This is a genomic window from Collinsella sp. OM04-5 (genome assembly GCF_003439125.1).
Taxonomy (GTDB): domain Bacteria; phylum Actinomycetota; class Coriobacteriia; order Coriobacteriales; family Coriobacteriaceae; genus Collinsella.
This window is the reverse complement of the sequence record NZ_QSUU01000018.1, coordinates 23,712-40,288: the sequence shown is the minus strand read 5'-3', so window position 1 is coordinate 40,288 and position 16,577 is coordinate 23,712. Positions and strand designations below refer to the sequence as shown.

The 16,577-nt window shown below is 59.5% G+C and carries 15 protein-coding genes; all 15 read right to left on the bottom strand.

Going from position 1 to position 16,577, the window contains the following annotated elements; genetic code table 11:
• Positions 1-151: 151 nt before the first annotated feature.
• The 15 genes from DXB53_RS09690 to DXB53_RS09620 all read right to left on the bottom strand — a co-directional run bounded on the left by DXB53_RS09690 (position 152) and on the right by DXB53_RS09620 (position 16,518).
• Positions 152-1,180 (bottom strand): ABC transporter ATP-binding protein, encoded by a 1,029-nt coding sequence (locus DXB53_RS09690; protein ID WP_117584280.1) that lies wholly within the window; start codon positions 1,178-1,180, stop codon positions 152-154.
• Complete coding sequence (locus DXB53_RS09685; RefSeq protein WP_117564867.1) at positions 1,181-2,272, bottom strand: ABC transporter ATP-binding protein; 1,092 nt, start codon at positions 2,270-2,272, stop codon at positions 1,181-1,183.
• Positions 2,273-2,274: 2 nt separating this feature from the next.
• A complete protein-coding gene (locus DXB53_RS09680; RefSeq protein WP_117584279.1) occupies positions 2,275-3,210 on the bottom strand; it encodes an ABC transporter permease in 936 nt (311 codons plus the stop codon).
• Positions 3,211-3,224: 14 nt separating this feature from the next.
• The gene (locus tag DXB53_RS09675) at positions 3,225-4,262 is read right to left on the bottom strand and encodes an ABC transporter permease (RefSeq protein ID WP_089572952.1); all 1,038 of its coding nucleotides are present in this window, start codon (positions 4,260-4,262) and stop codon (positions 3,225-3,227) included.
• 157 nt (positions 4,263-4,419) lie between these two features.
• Positions 4,420-6,096 (bottom strand): ABC transporter substrate-binding protein, encoded by a 1,677-nt coding sequence (locus DXB53_RS09670; RefSeq protein ID WP_117584278.1) that lies wholly within the window; start codon positions 6,094-6,096, stop codon positions 4,420-4,422.
• A 290-nt stretch (positions 6,097-6,386) separates the two neighbouring features.
• Positions 6,387-6,641 carry a preprotein translocase subunit SecG gene (secG, locus tag DXB53_RS09665; RefSeq protein ID WP_006236144.1) on the bottom strand — a complete coding sequence of 85 codons (255 nt, stop codon included), beginning with the start codon at positions 6,639-6,641 and terminating at the stop codon, positions 6,387-6,389.
• A gap of 164 nt (positions 6,642-6,805) precedes the next feature.
• Positions 6,806-8,359 (bottom strand): 2,3-bisphosphoglycerate-independent phosphoglycerate mutase, encoded by a 1,554-nt coding sequence (gpmI, locus tag DXB53_RS09660; RefSeq protein WP_117584277.1) that lies wholly within the window; start codon positions 8,357-8,359, stop codon positions 6,806-6,808.
• A 5-nt stretch (positions 8,360-8,364) separates the two neighbouring features.
• On the bottom strand, positions 8,365-9,132 hold the full coding sequence (gene tpiA / locus DXB53_RS09655; RefSeq protein ID WP_089572945.1) for a triose-phosphate isomerase: 768 nt from the start codon (positions 9,130-9,132) through the stop codon (positions 8,365-8,367).
• Positions 9,125-10,315 (bottom strand): phosphoglycerate kinase, encoded by a 1,191-nt coding sequence (gene pgk / locus DXB53_RS09650; RefSeq protein WP_099431437.1) that lies wholly within the window; start codon positions 10,313-10,315, stop codon positions 9,125-9,127. Before pgk ends, tpiA begins: the two co-directional genes overlap by 8 nt.
• 140 nt (positions 10,316-10,455) lie before the next feature.
• Positions 10,456-11,481, bottom strand: a complete 1,026-nt coding sequence (gene gap / locus DXB53_RS09645) for a type I glyceraldehyde-3-phosphate dehydrogenase (protein WP_022094880.1) — start codon at positions 11,479-11,481, stop codon at positions 10,456-10,458.
• A 193-nt stretch (positions 11,482-11,674) separates the two neighbouring features.
• Entirely contained in the window at positions 11,675-12,604 is a 930-nt protein-coding gene (gene whiA / locus DXB53_RS09640; protein WP_099431435.1) for a DNA-binding protein WhiA, read from the bottom strand.
• 6 nt (positions 12,605-12,610) lie between these two features.
• On the bottom strand, positions 12,611-13,531 hold the full coding sequence (rapZ, locus tag DXB53_RS09635) for an RNase adapter RapZ (protein ID WP_022094878.1): 921 nt from the start codon (positions 13,529-13,531) through the stop codon (positions 12,611-12,613).
• 100 nt (positions 13,532-13,631) lie between these two features.
• Entirely contained in the window at positions 13,632-14,318 is a 687-nt protein-coding gene (locus DXB53_RS09630) for an N-acetylmannosamine-6-phosphate 2-epimerase (RefSeq protein ID WP_022094877.1), read from the bottom strand.
• A 140-nt stretch (positions 14,319-14,458) separates the two neighbouring features.
• Positions 14,459-15,424: an ROK family protein gene (locus tag DXB53_RS09625; protein ID WP_117584276.1), complete on the bottom strand. Its 966-nt coding sequence runs from the start codon at positions 15,422-15,424 to the stop codon at positions 14,459-14,461.
• Positions 15,425-15,597: 173 nt separating this feature from the next.
• On the bottom strand, positions 15,598-16,518 hold the full coding sequence (locus tag DXB53_RS09620; RefSeq protein WP_035138887.1) for a dihydrodipicolinate synthase family protein: 921 nt from the start codon (positions 16,516-16,518) through the stop codon (positions 15,598-15,600).
• Positions 16,519-16,577 lie beyond the last annotated feature (59 nt).

Sequence of the window (16,577 nt, the reverse complement as noted above, 5' to 3'; positions counted from 1 at the left end):
GCGCAAAATGGATTCTAAAAAACACCTTGCCAAATAGGAGCGTCAGGACGCAAGTAACCCCCGCCGCACGAAGTGCGCAGCGGGGGTTACTTGCATGTCCGAGGACGTTCTGAAAAGTAACACCAGGGCGGGCCCGGACGAGAACAACCGACTACAGGTCGATGTGCGATTCCTTGATCGGGAACGGCTCGGCGAAGTGGCACGCGCAGCAGTGGCCCGGGGCAACTTCCTTAAACTCAGGAAGCTTCTCGGAGCAGATGCCCTGCGCGATCGGACAGCGCGTGTGGAAACGGCAGCCGGTCGGCGGATCTAGCGGCGACGGCGGATCGCCAGCGAGGATGATGCGCTTGCGGGTCTTCTGAATATCCGGATCGGGCACCGGCACGGCAGACAGCAGTGACTGCGTGTACGGGTGGTGCGGCTCGCTATAGAGTGTCTTCCAGTCCGAAACCTCGACCATCTTACCCAGATACATAACGGCAACGCGATCGGAGATGTGCTGCACGACGGACAGGTCGTGGGCGATAAACAGATACGCCGTACCGAACTTGTCCTGAAGTTCCTTGAGCAGGTTCAGAACCTGGGCCTGAATGGAAACATCCAGAGCGGAAACGGGCTCGTCGCAGATGATCAGCTTGGGCTTCAGAGCGAACGCGCGGGCGATGCCGACACGCTGACGCTGACCGCCCGAGAACTCGTGCGGATAGCGGTTGATGTGCTCGGGGTTGAGGCCGACGACGTCCAGCAGCTCACGGACACGCTCAATGCGCTCCTCCTTGGTGCCCACGCCATGAATAGTCATGGGCTCGGAGACGATCTCGCCGATGGTCATACGAGGATTGAGCGAAGCATAGGGGTCCTGGAAGATGAACTGCATCTCACGACGCATGTCCTTGATCTCATGCTTGCTCATCTCGGCAACGTCTTTGCCCTGGAAGAACGCCTTACCTGCCGTCGGCTTGGTCAGGCGCATGATGGTGCGGCCCGTGGTGGACTTACCGCAACCAGACTCGCCGACCAGGCCAAAGGTCTCGCCCGGATAAATCTCGAACGAAATGTCATTCACAGCAGAGACGACGCGCTTGGAAAAACGCTTGGCGAACATGCCGGACTCTGCGGGGAACTCCTTAGAAAGATGCTCGACCTTCAGCAGCGGAGTGCGCTCGTTATTGTCTGCCATTTACGCCTCGCCTCCCTTCTTGGAATCCTTGCGCGTGCGGGACGTCTCAGGGGCGTTCTTGAGGAACTCGGGGTCACCGGAATAATGGCACGCAGAATAGTGGCCGGACTCGGTGACAACGCGCTCGGGGCGCTGCTTGCGGCACTTGTCGGTCGCATAGGGGCAGCGAGGAGAGAAGACGCAGCCCTCGGGCAGGTTCATGAGCGAAGGCGGGTTGCCGTGAATCGGCGTCAGCGGCTTCTTCTCATCGATGGCCTGCTCCGGGATGGAGCGAATAAGACCCCAGGTGTAGGGATGGCGGCTCTCGTAGAAGATTTCCTCAGCAGTACCGAACTCGACGGGACGGCCGGCGTACATAACCATAATCTTATCGGCCATATCGGCGACGACGCCCAGGTCATGGGTAATCATAATAATGGCGTTGCCGTTCTTCTCCTGCATCTCCTGCATGAGCTCGATAATCTGAGCCTGAATGGTAACATCCAGAGCCGTCGTGGGCTCGTCGGCAATCAGGATATCGGGATCGCAGGCAAGAGCCATAGCGATCATGACACGCTGACGCATACCGCCGGAGAACTGGTGCGGATACTCATTGACGCGCTTCTCGGGCTCGGGGATACCCACGAGGTCCAAAAGCTCGGTAGCGCGCTTGAGCGCCTCCTGCTTGGAGTAGCCGCGGTGCAGACGAAGGCCCTCGCCCACCTGCTTGCCGATCTTATAGACCGGGTTCAAGGAGGTCATAGGATCCTGGAAGATCATCGCGATGTCGTTACCGCGAATGTGCTGCATCTCTTCCTCGGTCATCTCGAGGATAGAACGGCCGCGATAGCGAACGTCGCCGCCCTCAATCTTTCCCGGAGGCATCGAGATAAGACCCATGATGGTCATGGCGGTCACAGACTTACCGGAGCCGGACTCACCGACGACACCGAGGGTCTCGCCGCGATCGAGCGTGTAGGAGACACCGTCGACAGCGCGAACAACGCCATCTTCGGTGTGGAAATACATCTTAAGGTCATCGACCTCGAGCAGATGCTGGCCCTCGGGAACCGGCTGGTCCTTCAGGTCCACATAGTTCTTGTTCTTCTTCATCCTTATGCGTCCTTCATCTTGACGTCGAGGGCGTCGCGCAAACCGTCACCCAGCAGGGTGAAGGCGAGCACCGTCGAGAGAATTGCCAGACCGGGCATGATCATCATCCAGGGAGCAGTCAGAAGATACTGCTGACCGTCCTGAATCATGGAGCCCCACGAAGGCGTAGGCGGAATAACGCCCATGCCGAGGAAGGACAGAGCGGACTCGGTCAGAATAGCGCCGCCGATGTTCATGGTCGCGTAGACCACGATGGAAGCAACGGAGTTCGGGAAGATATGGCGCATAACGATACGGGCATCGGATGCACCCATGGCGCGGGCGGCGTCAACATAGTCGTTCTCTTTGACCGTGAGGATCGCGGATCTAAAGACGCGCGCAATCGAAGGCCAGCCGAGAATACCGATGGCGATAAAGACGTTCTGAAGGCCACGGCCGATAACGGCGATCATGGCGACGACGAACAGCACGTACGGGAACGCCAGGAAGATGTCCGCGCAGCGCATGATAATCGTATCCCAGATGCCGCCATAGAAACCGGCAAGGGCGCCCATGACCAGACCGATCACCGTGGAGATGGCGGTGGCCATAATACCGACGGAAAGCGAAACACGTGCACCGTAGATAACACGAACGAGAATGTCGCGGCCAAGGGCGTCGGTGCCAAACGGGTGCTCGGCACACGGAGCCAGCAGCGACGTCTCGGCCATGGTGGTCGAGTCGGAAGCCGTCGGCGAACCGAGCCAGGGCTTAGCCCACAGATCTGCGGTCAGGGCAACCAAAACGACGACGATGATCCAGCAGACACCGATAACGGCGAGCTTGTTCTTGCGAAGACGCTTAAAAGCGTCGCCCCACAGCGTGCGGGACTTGGCGGGAGCAGATGCGGCCTTGGTGGCGGTAGCCTGCTCCTGAGACTGAGAATCAGTTTCCTGCATGAGACGTACCTCCCTTAGGCCTTATCCGACGGACCGCCAAGGCGGATGCGCGGGTCGAGGAATGCATAGCTAATGTCGACGAGCAGGTTGATCACCATGACGACGACGACGATGAGCGTAACGCCGCCCATAACGATGGGCCAGTCACGCATGCTAATGGCGCGATAGACCTCATAGCCGATACCGGGCCAGTTAAAGACCGTTTCGGTCAGGATGGCACCCGAAAGCATGCCGCCAAAGTCGACACCAATATAGGTAACGACGGGGATGAGTGCATTCTTAAGCGCATGCTTGATGATGATCGCGCGATTGGAGAGACCCTTGGCCTTTGCCGTACGGATGTAATCTTGGTTCATGACGTCAAGCAGCTGTGAACGCATAATGCGGGCAGCATAAGCGGTCGAAACCGAAGCCAGCGTAATGGTCGGAAGCACATAGTGCATCCAATCCTGATACTGAGAGCTGGAACCGCCGGCACCCGAAATCGGCATGGAGAATGCGCCGCCGGTGAGATCCTTAAGGATGACGCCGAAGAACAGCTGCAGCAGCATGCCGAGCCAGAAGGCGGGAACGGCAACGAGGATCGACGTGGTGAGCGTTACCAAAATATCCCAGAAGGAATAACGCTTTACCGCCGAAATGATACCCGCACCGATACCCATGATCGCCTCGAGCACGATGGCGCACGCGGCGAGTTTGACCGTATACGGATACTTCTGGGCAAAGATTTCCGTAACCGGCAGCTTGCGCTGGTACGAATTACCCAGATCGCCATGAAGCAGACCGTTCATGTAATACAGATAACGGTCTACAAGCGACGTCTGAACGGGATCGCCGTTCTCGTCAAGGATCGCGTTACCGTCCTCGTCCGTCTGGACCAGGTGATAGCGTACGCGAAGCTGAAGCTCTACCTCGGGGGACAGAGCCTTGTCTCCACCGATCAACTTGATCGGATCTCCCGGCACGATATTCTGGAGGGCGAACAGAATCAGCGTGACGCCCAAAAACACCGGGATGAACTGAAGCACACGTTTAACGATGTACTTACCCATACCACTCCCCTATCTAGGGATTAACCTAAATGGGATGCCGATCGCCAGACCGGCATCCCAAAATTACCATCAGCCAGTTTACCCCAGGTTAGGGGGAACTGTATGTTTCCCATGAGGTCTACGTAAATACTTGACCCTCACGGAAGCTGCAAAACTCTTAGGCGAGCTCAGCGGTACCCAGATCGGCGTGCTTCTGCGGATCAACGTAGAGGTACTTGACGCGGTCGGAGCCAGCGATGGTGTGCGTGTAGAACATCACCGGGATGACCGGGCAGTCGGCGGCGACCATGGCGTCGGCCTCCTGCATCTTGGCGATACGCTCGTCGTCGTCAACCGTGGCACGGGCCTCGTCAACCTTGGCGTCAAAGTCGGGGTTGCTGTAACCGGAGCGGTTGTCGCCACCCAGGGAGTCGGAGTGGAACAGCGGATACAGGAAGTTGTCCATGATCGGGTAATCGGCGATCCAGCCCAGACGGCCGAACTGATAGTTGAAGTTCTGATACTGCTCGAGCAGGGCAGACCACTCAGGGGTATCGGAGACGGCGGTGACGCCCACCTTGGCGAGGTCGCCGATGATGGACTCCATGATCTCCTTGTGGCCGCCGTCCTGGTTGTAGGACAGGGTCACATTGATGCCACGATCGCCGTTAGCGCCAGCGGGAGCGACCTTGTCGAGGTACTCGTTAGCCTTGTCGACGTCGTAGGCGCAGAACTCCCATGCGCCCTCCTTGTAGCCGGCGATTCCCGGAGGAACGATGCCGTCAGCGGGGGTACGGGTGCCCTTGAAGATGGTCTTGCAGATGGCCTCACGGTTGATAGCCAGGGAGATGCCCCTACGCAGGTCAGCGTTGTTGAACGGCTCGGCCGTGGTGTTGCACGTCAGATAGTACGTGGAAGGCTCGGAACCGAGCAGCATGCGCGCACCATCACTCATGGTGTAGCCATCCTTGGACTCGCCGCGGTCCTTCTTGGCGGCGTCGATCTGAGCAACGGGAACGTCGCAGACATCAAGGTTACCGGCCTGGAACTCCTTGTAAGCGGTCTCCACGTCCTTGATGACCTGGAAGTGGATGGCGTCGATCTTGGCCTTGTCGCCATAATAATCGTCGAACTTCTTGAGGTTGATCTCCTGACCATCCTCCCACTTACCGTCCATCATGAACGGGCCGTTGCCGACCGGGGCAAGATAGAAGCTCTTGACATCGGTCTCGGCGCACTCGGGAACCGGGGACAGAGCCGGGTGAGAGGCGACGAAGGGGAAGTCGGCGTAGGCGGAAGTCAGCTTGACGACGAGGGTCTCGTCATCCGGGCAGGTAACGCCGGACAGCTCGGTAGCATTACCGGCAAGCAGATCGTCATAGCCCTCGACCATGGAAAGGTGGTAGGAGACCTCGGAAGGACCATACTCGGTAGCGATGGCCGACTTAGTGTTGACCAGGCGCTCCCAGCCGAGCTTGAAGGACTTGGAGGTAACGTCGTCACCGTTGTGGAACTTGGCCTTCTTGATCTTGAAGGTGAACTCGGTGGCGTCGTCGTTAGCCTCAAAGGACTCGCAAGCCAGCGGAACGATCTCGCCCTTCTCGTTATCGTACTCCGTCAGAGCGTCGAAGAGCTGGTACTCGACCTGAGTGCCCTGATCCTCCTGGACGTTGTAGGGGTCGATGCAGACCGGGTTGTTGATGTAGAAGTTCAGCGTCGAACCGGACTCAGAACCGGAAGCGTCGCCGCCCTTCTTGCCGCATGCGGCAAGAAAAGCCATGGAGCTCGCAGCGAGGGTGCCGCCAACAAAGGCGCGACGACCCATAACGGGCTGGTGGAACATAGAATCAGCCATGCCATCCTCCTTATGAGATAGGACAAAGTGAATTCGGCCGGGCAACGTCAAGACAGCCCGATCGAACCATTCAAACGCGGTCCGCCGTTATGGCTGGTTATGCAGTGCGGACCAACGTTTCGCAATACTGTAGCGCATTTTATGCACAATATGGCGCTGATTCCGGTTAACGGTCGAGAATTTCTTTAGTTAGGCGAAGTATGTGGGGATATTTTGACTCTATTACAAGTCTGTAAACAAAAAGGGCCCCGCACATGCGGGACCCTTTACAAACGTATATACGCCGATGCTTAGTAGCCGACGATGCCCTGCGGGAAGAAGAACATGCACAGAACGACACACACAGCAAAAACGACGGCCATAATTACCGTCAGGCGATCGAGGTTCTGCTCCATGACGCCCGTGGCAGAGCTGGAGTTATACAGCGAGCTAGCGATCATATCCGAAACGCCGGTGCCCTTACCGGAATGCATCAGAACGAGAATCGTCAGCGCCACGGCAGAAACAGCCCAAACGACAAACAGAAGAATCTGGAACGGACCCATAGATAAGCTCCTTAATAGAACAATTCAAACTCCAGTACTGTACCACAACCTTCAACACTCCCCCACCTGCCATTTAGGGACGGGGTAGAAATGGCAGAAATACCAAAAAGGGGGTCGTCCGGTTGTGGACAACCCCCTTACTAGAAAACGGTATTTGTTTTCTATTAGGCCTCGGTGGCGAGCACGCGACCCGTCATCTCGGCGGAAGGCTCAATACCAGCCATGGTGAGCATGGTCGGAGCGATATCGGAAAGACGGCCGTCCTCGATACCGGTGAGCTTGGCCTTATCATCAACGATGATGAACGGCACGCGGTTGGTGGTGTGAGCCGTAAACGGATGCTTGGAACCGTCGGAAGCAACGTCAAACATGTGATCGGCGTTGCCATGGTCGGCGGTAATCAGCGCAAAGCCGCCCTTGGCGAGAATCGCCGGGACAACCTTGGACAGAGCATCGTCAACAGCCTCGACGGCCTTAACGGCGGCGTCGAAGACACCGGTGTGGCCAACCATGTCGCAGTTCGCGAAGTTCACGATGTAGAAATCAGCGCGATCCTCGTTAATAGCGGCGACGAGCTTCTCGGTAACCTCGGGAGCGCTCATCTCGGGCTGCAGATCGTAGGTAGCAACCTTGGGGGAAGCGACGAGCACGCGCTCCTCGCCCTCCTTGGGCTCCTCGATGCCGCCGTTGAGGAAGAACGTCACATGGGCGTACTTCTCGGTCTCGGCGGTGTGCAGCTGCTTCAGGCCATTGGCGGCGATAACGTCGGCCAGAACGTTCTCGGGGAACGTCTTGGGGAAGGCGACCTCGACGTCAAACGTCGGATCGTACTCGGTCATCGTCACAAAGTGCGAAAGCTTAATCTGCTCGCGCTCAAAGCCGTCGAACTCCTTGTCCGTGAACACGCGAGTCATCTGACGAGCGCGGTCGGGACGGAAGTTGAAGAAGATGGCCGCGTCGCCCTCGTGAATGCCCTCGTTGTGGGCAGCAAAGGGCTCGACGAACTCGTCGCCGCGCGGATCCTTCTCGTAGTAGGCCTTGATACCGGCAACGGGGTCGGTATCGGCATCGGACGCGTTGACCATGACGTCGTAGGCACGCTGGATGCGCTCCCAGCGGTTGTCGCGGTCCATGGCCCAATAGCGGCCCGAAACGGTGGCAACGCGAGCGTCGCAACCGGTCTCCTCGGAGATCTTAGCCAGAAAAGCGCAGAACTCGCTCATGTAGCCGGCACCGGACTGCGGGTCGACGTCGCGGCCATCCATGAAGGCGTGGACGCGAACGGTCTTGACGCCATGCTGGGCAGCCATCTTGACCAGAGCCTCGACGTGGTTCATGTGAGAATGAACACCGCCAGGGCTCATAAGGCCCATAAGGTGGAGAGTCTTGCCGTCAGCCTTGACGTCGTCCATAGCCTTGACGAAGACCTCGTTCTTGGCGATGGAGCCGTCCTTGATGGCGTTGTTGATGCGCGAAAGCTCCTGGAACACGATGCGGCCGGCACCGATGTTGAGGTGACCCACCTCGGAGTTGCCCATCTGGCCGTCGGGAAGGCCCACGTCCTCGCCCGAAGCACCGAGCGTGGTGTGAGGATACTTCTCGTACAGGCTATCAAGGAAGGGCGTCTTGGCAGCGGCGACGGCGTTCTCGCCATCAGCCGGAGCAAGGCCGCAGCCATCCATGATGATCAGGAGTGCAGGAAGATGACGCTGTGCCATATGTCCTACTCGCCTGCCTTGACGACCATAGAGGCGAAGTCGGCAGCCTTGAGCGAAGCGCCGCCCACGAGGGCGCCGTCAACGTCGGGCTTGGCGACGAGCTCGGCAATGTTGCCGGGCTTAGCGGAACCACCGTACAGGACGCGGATACCGTCGGCGAGCTCCTCGCCAAACATCTCCTTGAGGGTCTCACGGATAGCGCCGCAGACCTCCTGAGCGTCCTCGGCGGTAGCGGTCTTGCCGGTGCCGATGGCCCAGATGGGCTCGTAGGCGACGACGACCTGCTTGGGGCAGGTGATCTCAAGACCAGCAAGGCCAGCTTTGACCTGGTTCACGACGTGCTCGACATAGGTGCCAGCCTCGCGGACCTCGAGGGACTCGCCGCAGCAGAAGACGGGAACAAGACCGGCGGCAACGAGGGCCTTGGCCTTCTTGTTCTGGTCCTCGTCGGTCTCGTGGAAGTAGTCGCGACGCTCGGAGTGACCGATGATGCAGTAGGTGCAGCCAGCGGACTTGAGCATGTCGCAAGAGGACTCACCGGTGAAGGCACCCTTGGCCTCCCAGTACACGTTCTGTGCACCGAGGGCGATGGGGGCAGCCTGAATGCGGTCATGAACCGTGGTGATGTCAATGGTCGGAGGGCAGACGAGCACCTCGACGCCAGCCGGAACCTCGGGCAGAGCCTGAGCCAGCTCGTCGGCGAGCTTGGCGGCCTCGGCGACGTCGTTGTTCATCTTCCAGTTACCAGCGATAAGAAGGGTGCGATTAGGCATCGAGAAGCGCCTCCACTCCGGGCAGGGCCTTACCCTCGACGAGCTCCATGGAAGCGCCACCACCGGTGGAGATCCAGCTCATCTTGTCGGCCAGGTTGAACTTGTTGACAGCCGCGACAGAGTCACCACCGCCGATGATCGAGGTGCAGTCGGCCTCGGCGACGGCCTCGGCGATAGCCTGGGTGCCGTGAGCGAAGTTGTCGAACTCGAAGACGCCCATGGGGCCGTTCCAGAACACGGTCTTGGCGCCCTTGACGGCCTCGGCGTAGAGCTCCTCGGTCTTGGGGCCGATGTCCATGCCCTCACGATCGTCGGGGATAGCGTCGGAAGCGACAACCTCGGGGACAGCGTCCTCGCCAAAGTGATCGGCAACGCGGTTGTCGATGGGGAGCAGGATCTTGACGCCCTTCTCCTCGGCCTTCTTGAGCATCTCGCCGGCGCGCTCGACCCAGTCCTCTTCCTTGAGGGACTGACCGACGGTCAGGCCCTGAGCCAGGAAGAAGGTGTAGGCCATGCCGCCACCGATGATCAGGGTGTCAGCGGAGTCGATGAGGTGATCGAGAACGCCGATCTTGGAGGAAACCTTGGAACCGCCGACGATAGCGACGAAGGGGCGCTCGGGCTCGGCGAAGATGCCGGTCAGCGTGTCGACCTCCTTCTCGAGCAGGAAGCCGGCGACGGCAGGCAGGTAAGCGGCGGGGCCCACGACGGAACCCTGGGCGCGGTGAGCGGTGCCGAAGGCATCGAGAACGAAGACGTCACCATAGGAAGCGAGCTTCTTGGCGATCTCGGGATCGTTCTTCTTCTCACGCTTGTCGAAACGGACGTTCTCGAGAACGAGGACCTTGCCCGGCTCGACGGCGGCGACAGCCTCAGCAGCCTTCTCGCCGTAGGTGTCGGCGACAAAGGCAACATCGAGACCAGAGAGCTCAGCGAGCTTCTTGGCGACAGGCTCAAGGGAGAGCTCAGGCTGGAAGCCGGTGCCCTCGGGACGGCCGAGGTGGCTCATGAGAATGACGCGAGCGTTGTGCTCAACGAGGTAGTTGATGGTGGGCAGGGCAGCCTTGATGCGGGTGGTGTCGCCAACGACGCCATCCTTGATAGGCACGTTGAAGTCAACGCGGACGAGAACGCGCTTGCCGTCGACATCGATGTCGCGGACGGTCTTCTTGGTAAAGGCCATGTTTGCTTCTACCTTTCGTACGTGTCTGCCTCCCATTACGGCAGACGATTTCCTATAAAAAAGGCGCGACCCTAGGGTGTAAGCCCTATAAGGCCGCGCCCTTCTTTAGACGCTCAACGAGCTATTCGCTAAAAGCTAAATTAAGCAACGAACTTCTCGAAGTACTTGATGGTGCGGACCATCTGAGAGGTGTAAGAGTTCTCGTTGTCGTACCAAGAGGTGACCTGAACGAGGGTCTGGCCGTTGCCGAGATCAGAGCACATGGTCTGAGTGGCGTCGAAGATGGAGCCGTGGGTCTCGCCGATGATGTCGGTGGAGACGATGTCGTCCTCGTTGTAACCGAAGGTCTCGGAGATGGTGGCAGCGTAGGCCTTCATAGCGGCGTTGACCTCGTCGACGGTGACCTTCTTGTCAACGACAGCGTAGAGGTTGGTGATGGAGCCGGTCGGCGTCGGGACGCGCTGGGCGGCACCGATGAGCTTACCGTTGAGCTCGGGGAGAACCAGGCCGATAGCCTTGGCAGCACCGGTGGTGTTGGGGACGATGTTGACGGCGCAGGCGCGGCTACGACGCTTGTTGCCCTTGCGCTGCGGGCCGTCGAGCGGCATCTGGTCGCCAGTCCAGGCGTGAATGGTGGTCATGATGCCGGACACGATGGGAGCGAAGTCGTTCAGACCCTTGGCCATCGGGGCGAGGCAGTTGGTGGTGCAGGAAGCAGCAGAGATGATGTTGTCCTCAGCGGTCAGCGTCTCGTGGTTGACGTTGTACACGATGGTGGGCAGATCGCTGCCGGCCGGAGCGGAGATGACGACCTTCTTGGCGCCAGCGTTGATGTGGGCCTGAGCCTTAGCCTTGCTGGTGTAGAAGCCGGTGCACTCGAGAACGACGTCGACGTCGAGGTCGCCCCAAGGCAGGTTGTTGGCGTCGGCCTCCTTGTAGATCTTGATCTCCTTGCCGTCAACGGTGATGGAATCCTCGCCAGCAACGACCTCGTGATCGCGAGCGTAGTTGCCCTGCGTGGAGTCGTACTTCAGCAGGTAAGCGAGCATATCGGGAGAGGTGAGGTCGTTGATAGCGACGATCTCGGAGCCCTCATGACCGAACATCTGACGGAAAGCCAGACGACCGATGCGACCGAAGCCGTTAATAGCAACCTTTACTGCCATTGTGTCTCCTTTCGTAAGGCCCCCGCAAGCTACAGCGCCCGCCGTTGAGGCCCACAAACTAACCACTCGCCTAATATACCTTTTTTTTGACTTGAATTTCACGAGAATAGTCGAAATTGAAAATCAAATTTACGTTAAAACGTTTTAAAGAATAAAATAGCAGCTAAATCCGTATATAAGTCGATACTTTAAACTACCGGTTTGCTTCAATGAGCTTTTCAAGCCTCAAAACTCGATGGTAGAGGGCCGACTTCGACAAGGGAGGGTCAGCCATCTCACCTAAATCACGCAGCGACAGATCGGGATAGCGCTCGCGCAGGTCGCAAAAGACCGCCAAGGCATCCGGAAGCGCATCGCGAAGGCCGCGCTGCTCGAGCTCATCGATAAGCGCAAGCTGATGTTGGGCAGCACCGGCGCTTCTGGTCTGGTTGGCGAGCTCGGCGTTCACGCGACGGTTCACATCGTTCTTAACCAACTTGACCGCGCGCGCCTCCTCAATCTCGGCAACGCTGCGCTTGGCACCAATCAGCTTTAATAGATGCTCGATTTCCTCGGCGCTCTTAATGTACACGGCATATGACCCCCGCCGTGCATTAACACGAGCATGGACCCCAATCTGCCCCAACAGGTCGCAAAGCCCCTTAGCATATTGCTCGCCCTGCACCGCGATCTCCAAATGAAAATCGCCGCGTGGATCGGCCACGAAGCCGCCCGCGATGAGCGCGCCGCGGATGTAGGCAAGCCTGCAGCAGGGACGGGCAACGATGTGTCGGGGAACACCAGCGACGAGCCCTCCCCTGCGGTCTAGAATGCCCAGCAGCACCAGAGCCTTGTCCAGGTCGGGTTGATCGGGCAGGGTAATGAGATAGTTACGGACCTTATGCAAGACCGATTTACGAACGGTGAATTCCGTTTTGAGCTTAAGAATGCGATGCGTCAGCGTGATCATCGTGCGCGCGACGGCTCCCGTCTCGGTCGCGACCGTCAAACGATACCGCCCGGAGCCGGCCAACGAAAGCGTACCGCTCACACGCGTCAGGGCGGCAAGCGTCGACAAATCGCAGTATTCACATTCGGGTTCGCAGCGCGCAAGCTCGTCACGCACCTCGGCGGTAAACGACATGCAGGCCTATGCCTTCGTGTTGGCGCGCGACAGGTCGCGGTGGGAGATGCTCACGTGATACTGGGCGCCTTCCAGGTAACGGGCCGTGGCCTCGGCGATGGCGACGCTACGGTGCTGTCCGCCCGTGCAGCCGATGGCGATAGAAAGCTGCGGCTTACCCTCCGCGATATAGCCCGGCATCACCGTATCGAGCAGCTGCGTCCAGGCCTTCCAGAACTCCTGGGTCTTGGGATGGTCCAGAACAAAGTCGGAGACCTTTTTATCGAGACCGGTCATGGTGCGCATCTCGGGATCGTAGAACGGATTGGGCAGGAAGCGAACGTCGATCATAATGTCCGCCTCGACGGGCATACCGTGCTTAAAGCCAAACGAGAACACGTGAACGTCCATGAGCTGCTGGTCGGACAACTCGGAGAACGCCATGCGCAATTTGTTGCGCAGCGCAGAGGTGCGTAGGCGGCTCGTGTCGATAATCATATCGGCTCGATCGCGCACACCCTGCAGCTGCAGGCGCTCGCGCTGAATCGCATCGGCCGTAGTCTCCCCCGGCTTGGCAATGGGATGACGGCGGCGATTTTCGCTGTAGCGACGAATCAGTACCTCGTCAGAAGCCTCCAGGAACACGATGTCGCAGCTCATCTCGCGCTCTTCGAGCGCGGCGACCGCATCGAGCAGCTCATCGAACAAGCCCTGGCTACGCAAATCGCAGGTGACGGCGAGATGCCTGCCCACGCCCGTATTAATGCCGACGAGCTCGGCAAGCTGGGCGATCAGACGCGGAGGCAGGTTATCGATGCAAAAATAGCCCATGTCCTCGAACACGTGCATGGCCTGCGTGCGGCCCGATCCGGACATTCCGGTGATGATGACGATATCGGGGATGCGCTCCGAGCGCTCCGCCGCATCCATGGCATCTCCCTTTTGCATGTGCTGCCTCCCGAAAACAAGCACGGGACCCAGCAACCCGGATCCCGCGCGGTCAATTGCTTTATTGAGTATACCGCCCCGAGCGGATACGAGGCCTGTCTTACGCCTCAAGCGCAGCCTTGAACCAACTTGTAATACTCGTGGGGTGCGTGATGGCGGTGCCGACGACAACGGCCCAGGCGCCAGCATCGATCGCGGCGCGAGCCTCCTCGGGCGTATGCACGCGACCCTCGCAAATGATGGGAAGGCCGGGGAATTCCTCGGTCGCCTGACGCAGGAGCGGCAGGTCGGGGCCATCGGCCATGGTGCAGTCGATGGCGGCGACACCGTGAGAGAGCGTGGTAGATACCAGGTCGAAGCCCATATCAACCGCACGGCGAATGTCCTCGATGGTGGCACAATCCGCCATCAGGAGCACACCCTCCTCGTGCAGCGGACGGAAGGTATCCTCGACCGTCTTGCCATCGGGGCGCGGACGATCGGTGGCATCGATCGCCACGATATCGGCACCAGCAGCAACGCAGGCGCGGGCGTGACGCAGCGTCGGCGTGATGTAAACGCCCTCGTGTCCATCCTTCCATAGGCCAATAACAGGAACCTCACAGCGACCCTTAATGGCGGCAATGTCGGCAAGGCCCTGGCAGCGAATGGCGGCGGCGCCGCCGAGTTCGCAAGCGCGAGACATTTGAGCCATGGTCTCGGGCGTACGAAGCGGCTCGCCCATATACGCCTGAACGCTCACGACGAGCTTTCCCTTCAGGGATTGAATCAAAGGATCAACGGTCATGTGCGACTCAACCTTTCTCAAAACAGCCTTCTGAGACACCGCACCTTGACGTTCAAACCGTCGCTCGCGTACCGAAGTACGCTTCGCTCCTCTTTCACGTCAATCTGCGGCACCTCAGAAGGCGCACTTGGTAGTTATGTTTACTTCAACGACGCAAGAAGGTGTTCGGCGGCACCGATAAGCGGCGCGTCGCCCTCCAGAGAACCGATGAGGATCGGCGTGTCCTGAAGCGGGTCGAGCGCCTGGCTGGCATAGCCCTCGTGCACCGAGTCCTTCCACGTCTGCGAACGCCAATCGGGACCCTGATGAATTACGCCGCCCGAAAGCACGATGACCTCTGGATCCAGAATATTGGCAAGCGAGCCCAAGCTGGCGCCCAGCGCAAAGCCGGCGTCATGGATGACCTCGGTCGCCTTTGCGTCGCCAGCACGACACAGGTCGTTCACATCGCGACCGACCGAAGGACGGCTGGGGTCGACGCGGCCAAAACGCTCATCGTACATTCGACCAATGGAAGTGCCCGAAGCAACCGACTCCAGATGGCCGGAACGCCCGCAGGCGCAGGGAATGCCGGCGGCAGCCGAGCACTCGATGTGGCCCATATGGCCGGCAGCACCATGGAAGCCCTGCATCACGCGGCCGTTCTCGACATATGCGCCGCCGATGCCCGTGCCGATGCCAAGACACAAGACGGAGAACTTGCCCTTGCCGACGCCCCAGTGGGCCTCGCCCAGAGCATGAGCCTGCACGTCGCCTACGACGGCAACGGGAAGACCGAGGTCCTCGCGCAGACGCGGCCCCAACTGAACGCCGGACCAGCCGGGCATGATCTCATTGGCATACGCGATGGCGCCCGTCTTGGGATCGACGACGCCGGCGGCACCGATACCGACGCCAAGGACCTCGACATCGGGATTCGACTCGAGAGCAGCCTTGATGGACGCCTCGATACGCTGGAATACGGCCTCGCCGCCCTCCTGGGCCTCGGTAGGAACCTCGGCCTCAAAAACGGGATGGGGCACGCTGCCGTCAGCCGGGTACTCCATGATGGCAGTCGCGATCTTAGTTCCGCCGATATCGACAGAGCAGACGTACTTGTTCTCCATGTCGCTCTCCTTAGGAGATAAAAAACAACTACAGGAAATGCGCCGTCAGGCTAGCCGTCACAGCGCGGTAAAGGTTTTCCAGGTGCCCGAAATCGCCGAGAAACCGTGTGGCCATTGACCTAATGGGTCATGGCCGCACGGTTGAGGCGCGAGGTTGGGCGCCTGGGAAAGCACTACAGCAGACCGTTGTCCTGAAGGACCTTCTTAATCGCCTCGACGTTCTCGCCGGTCATGGCCTTCACCGGGCGCGGCATGGTCGGGCTGTCGAAGATGCCCATGAGGTTCATAGCAGTCTTGAAGGCGCCAACGCCACCGGCATAGCCCTGGACGCCAGAGGTGACATCCCAGATGTGCGAAATCTCATTGAGGCGATCCTGCTCGGCCTTGACGGTAGCCCAGTCACCAGCCTGGGCGGCCTTCCACTGACGCACGTAGCCCTCGGGCTCAACGTTGGCGAGACCCGGGACGGAACCGTCGGCGCCACCGAGGTAGGCGCCGTCGACAACAACCTCATGACCGGTGAGGATGCTCATCGGATGTCCGTTCTTCTCGTTCTCCTGAACGAGGTAGCGGAACGAGATGTCATCACCCGAGGAATCCTTGACGCCGGCCAGAACGCCCTCGGCGCCGAGCTTGGCAAGGAGCTTCCAGGGGAGCTTGGTGTGGACGCACACGGGGATGTCGTAGGCGAAGATGGGCAGGTCGAGTTCCTCATGCAGGATGCGGAAGTGCTCCTCGACCTCGGTCATGCCCTGCAGAGCATAGAACGGGCAGGTGGCGACAAGCGCATCGGCGCCCAGCTCTTGAGCGACCTTGCCGTGCTCGATCATGCGCTCGGTCTCGGTGTCGATGATGCCGACCAGAACGGGAACGCGGTGGTCGACGATACGGACGGCCTCGGCGATGATCTGACGGCGACGCTCGTCGGTGGAGAAGACAACCTCGCCCGAGGAGCCCAGGAAGAACAAGCCATCGACGCCGGCATCGATCATGCGGTTGATGCTGCGCTCAAAGGAGGCAACATCGAGCTGGTGGTCTTCGGTATCGGGAACAACGACGGGAGGGATAACGCCGGTGAATTTCTGAGTTGCCACAAGAATCTCCTTAGCTGTCTGGCGGGCAGCCCTATGCCGCCCACTCTTGTTGGCAGTGT

Bases quoted from the DNA above. Each gene is read 5' to 3' on its own strand.
- DXB53_RS09690 (WP_117584280.1), bottom strand. From the start codon at position 1,180: ATGGCAGACAATAACGAGCGCACTCCGCTGCTGAAGGTCGAGCATCTT.
- DXB53_RS09685 (WP_117564867.1), bottom strand. From the start codon at position 2,272: ATGAAGAAGAACAAGAACTATGTGGACCTGAAGGACCAGCCGGTTCCC.
- DXB53_RS09680 (WP_117584279.1), bottom strand. From the start codon at position 3,210: ATGCAGGAAACTGATTCTCAGTCTCAGGAGCAGGCTACCGCCACCAAG.
- DXB53_RS09675 (WP_089572952.1), bottom strand. From the start codon at position 4,262: ATGGGTAAGTACATCGTTAAACGTGTGCTTCAGTTCATCCCGGTGTTT.
- DXB53_RS09670 (WP_117584278.1), bottom strand. From the start codon at position 6,096: ATGGCTGATTCTATGTTCCACCAGCCCGTTATGGGTCGTCGCGCCTTT.
- secG (WP_006236144.1), bottom strand. From the start codon at position 6,641: ATGGGTCCGTTCCAGATTCTTCTGTTTGTCGTTTGGGCTGTTTCTGCC.
- gpmI (WP_117584277.1), bottom strand. From the start codon at position 8,359: ATGGCACAGCGTCATCTTCCTGCACTCCTGATCATCATGGATGGCTGC.
- tpiA (WP_089572945.1), bottom strand. From the start codon at position 9,132: ATGCCTAATCGCACCCTTCTTATCGCTGGTAACTGGAAGATGAACAAC.
- pgk (WP_099431437.1), bottom strand. From the start codon at position 10,315: ATGGCCTTTACCAAGAAGACCGTCCGCGACATCGATGTCGACGGCAAG.
- gap (WP_022094880.1), bottom strand. From the start codon at position 11,481: ATGGCAGTAAAGGTTGCTATTAACGGCTTCGGTCGCATCGGTCGTCTG.
- whiA (WP_099431435.1), bottom strand. From the start codon at position 12,604: ATGTCGTTTACCGCCGAGGTGCGTGACGAGCTTGCGCGCTGCGAACCC.
- rapZ (WP_022094878.1), bottom strand. From the start codon at position 13,531: ATGCAAAAGGGAGATGCCATGGATGCGGCGGAGCGCTCGGAGCGCATC.
- DXB53_RS09630 (WP_022094877.1), bottom strand. From the start codon at position 14,318: ATGACCGTTGATCCTTTGATTCAATCCCTGAAGGGAAAGCTCGTCGTG.
- DXB53_RS09625 (WP_117584276.1), bottom strand. From the start codon at position 15,424: ATGGAGAACAAGTACGTCTGCTCTGTCGATATCGGCGGAACTAAGATC.